A 2,588-nucleotide genomic window follows, 5' to 3' on the forward strand; every position below is an offset into this window, starting at 1 on the left:
TGTCCGGGGCTGTACGTCGATGGTGATGGCGATGGGGTCGCTGGCGGGGAAGGTTCCTTGCAGCGCCAGGTCGAGAAACGTCTCGACATGCGCCGCCTGTCCCGGATCCCGGTCCCTCGCCGGCAAGGGGGTCTCGTGATCCCCGCCGGCCTCCGCGCCTGGGCTTTCGGGGCCGGGCGATCGGGCGAAATCCAGCGCGCCGCAGCTCAGGATCCTGCCGCTTGCGTCCGCGGTGATCCGGATGCGGCGGCTGGACGAAAAGAAGATCAGCCGCACCGTGCCGGCATCCTTGCCCGCGCCGCGCTCGAACCGGCTGGTGATCGTGCCGTCGCGCATGCCCTGCCACAAATCGTCGGCGCTGATCCCGAACGCCCTGGCCAGGACGGCCGCGTCGATCCGGGCGCCGTCCTGCTGCAAGTCGATCCCAGGCATCGCCGCCTCTCTTTTCCGGCCTCACTCGGCCGCCACCACGCGCCCTCCCGGACCCGCTCCGGGCCAGGCGCAATCCTCCAGCGTCGTGCGGTCCAGCTCGGCCATGAAGGCCTCGCGCGCCGCGGAAAGCTGCGGCCGCAGGCGGCAGCGCGGCCGCAGGACGCATGCACCGCCGTCGGCGCGGAAACATTCCACGATGGCGAACTTGCGCTCCAGATGGCGCACCACCTGCCCCAGCGTGATCTCATGCGCCGGGCGCATCAGCCGCAGCCCGCCGGACCTGCCGCGCTCGGACCGCACGAAACCGCCAAGCCCCAGGTCGCTGACCACCTTGGCCAGGTGATGCTGCGAGATGGCGAACTCCCTGGCGATCTGCCCGGTCGAGATCGGCTTTTCCGGCGCCCCCGCCAGCCGCATCAGCACCCGCAATCCGTAGTCGGTAAAGGTCGCAAGACGCATCGGCTCTCCTGAATTGGTATTGACAATACCGATTATGTGGGCGGATATTCGGCATTGCAAGTACCGAATATGGGCTTCGCGCATCCTCCTGCCCCGCGGCGCCCGACTCACCGTCAGATCCCCCGCTCATGGAGACAGCCATGCCCCAGACCACATTCCCATTGCACGACCGGACGGTCGGCGAGATCGCCGCGCGGCTTCCCGGCGCGTCCGGCGTGTTCCGCCGCTTCGGCATCGACTTCTGCTGCCACGGAGAGGTGCCGCTGGCCGAGGCGGCCAATCGGCGCCAACTGGACCTTGGCGCGCTCGAGGCGGTCCTGAGCGACCTCGACCCGCTGGCGATCCCCGATGCGCCACGCGAGACCGGGGCGCTGATCGACCATATCCAGACCCGCTATCACCAGGCGCATCGCCGGCAGATCCCCGAGCTGATCGCGCTTTCGCGCAAGGTCGAGGCGGTCCATGCCGGCCACCCGGAGGTGCCCGGCGGCCTGGCCGACCTGCTGCAGCGGATATGGGGCGAACTGGAGGTGCACATGAAGAAGGAAGAGCTGATCCTGTTCCCGGCCATGCGCCGGCAGGCGGCGGACCGGATCGCCGCCCCCATCGCCGAGATGCGGCACGATCACGACGATCACGGCGCCTTCCTGGCGGAGCTGGCGCGGCTGACGCAGGACCATACCCTGCCCGAGGGCGCCTGCCGGACCTGGCAGGCGCTTTACGCCGGGATCGCGCAGCTGCGGGCCGACCTGATGGAGCATGTCCATCTGGAAAACAACGTGCTGTTCCCGCGCTTTGAAAAGGCCGCATGAGGCCCGCTGCCCGCCCGCTGTTTCATGCGGCGCCGCCCGCCGCCGGCGCCGCATCCGACGCCCCGAAGCCCGCCTTTTGCCACCCCTTCAAGGAGGAGGTTCCATGGTCCGACCCGGTTGCATCCTTGCCGCCTCGCTGGCGCTGCTGCCGGCTGCCGGCCTTGCCCAGAGCGGCCAGCCCGCCCCGGCCGCGGCGGCGGAAGAGACATGGCTGCCCAGTTTGCAGACCCGGACGCCGCAGCAGGGCTTCGACCTGGCCATCGGCATGGCGCGGCGGGCGGTCAGGACGACCCAGCCCGATGTCGCGGCGCTGAAGGCGGGGCGGCCGGGCTATGCGGCCGATGCGGGCAGGCTGATCGACGTCTCGGGGGTGGCGGCGGCCTGGTTCGCGACCATCGCCGCAGCGAACGACTATTGGCGCGAATGAACCTGAACGGAGGACGATCATGGCCGACATCTCCATGCCCAAGGCCAGCGCCGCGCTTGGCGCGAAACGTCACGCGCTGGCGCCAGCCATCGACGATGCCTTTCTGGCGCTGTCCAAAGCCGTCTTTGCCGACGGTGCGCTGGACAAGCGCACCAAGCAGCTGATCGCGGTCGCCGTGGCCCATGTCACGCAATGCCCCTGGTGCATCGAGGGCCATGTCAAGGGCGCCCGCCGCGAGGGCGCCAGTCCCGAGCAGATCATGGAGGCGATCTGGGTCGCGGCCGAGATGCGCGCCGGGGCCGCCCATGCCCATGCCAACAAGGCGCTTGCGGTGCTGGACCAGATCGATGGCGCGTGAAGCCTGCCCATGCCCTGCTGCCGTCCCTTGCGGAACATGGCGAGGGGTCGAGGCCTGCATGAAGGGCGCGGCGGCAGCCCGGCGGATCACCGCGAGGCTC

5 protein-coding genes are annotated in these 2,588 nt (G+C 69.8%); 3 read left to right on the forward strand and 2 right to left on the reverse strand.

Features of this window, described 5'->3' with window-relative positions:
• Together FE811_RS26395 and FE811_RS26400 are read right to left on the reverse strand one after the other, a co-directional pair.
• Positions 1–432, reverse strand: a 432-nt coding sequence (locus tag FE811_RS26395; protein ID WP_140849469.1) for a DUF6522 family protein, incomplete at its 3' end; no start/stop codon positions are given.
• 21 nt (positions 433–453) lie between these two features.
• Positions 454–891, reverse strand: coding sequence for an Rrf2 family transcriptional regulator (locus FE811_RS26400; RefSeq protein ID WP_036761398.1), 438 nt, complete (start codon positions 889–891; stop codon positions 454–456).
• Positions 892–1,031: 140 nt separating this feature from the next.
• Here FE811_RS26400 and ytfE point away from each other — a divergent pair, with 140 nt between their 5' ends.
• The 3 genes from ytfE (at position 1,032) to FE811_RS26415 (ending at position 2,488) form a co-directional block, all read left to right on the forward strand.
• Positions 1,032–1,703 (forward strand): iron-sulfur cluster repair protein YtfE, encoded by a 672-nt coding sequence (gene ytfE, locus FE811_RS26405; protein WP_116221794.1) that lies wholly within the window; start codon positions 1,032–1,034, stop codon positions 1,701–1,703.
• 103 nt (positions 1,704–1,806) lie between these two features.
• A complete protein-coding gene (locus FE811_RS26410) occupies positions 1,807–2,130 on the forward strand; it encodes a hexameric tyrosine-coordinated heme protein (protein WP_116221795.1) in 324 nt (107 codons plus the stop codon).
• A gap of 19 nt (positions 2,131–2,149) precedes the next feature.
• The gene (locus FE811_RS26415) at positions 2,150–2,488 is read left to right on the forward strand and encodes a carboxymuconolactone decarboxylase family protein (protein WP_116221796.1); all 339 of its coding nucleotides are present in this window, start codon (positions 2,150–2,152) and stop codon (positions 2,486–2,488) included.
• Positions 2,489–2,588 lie beyond the last annotated feature (100 nt).

The sequence above is a fragment of the Paracoccus sp. FO-3 genome, from assembly GCF_006386455.1.
Lineage (GTDB): Bacteria > Pseudomonadota > Alphaproteobacteria > Rhodobacterales > Rhodobacteraceae > Paracoccus > Paracoccus versutus.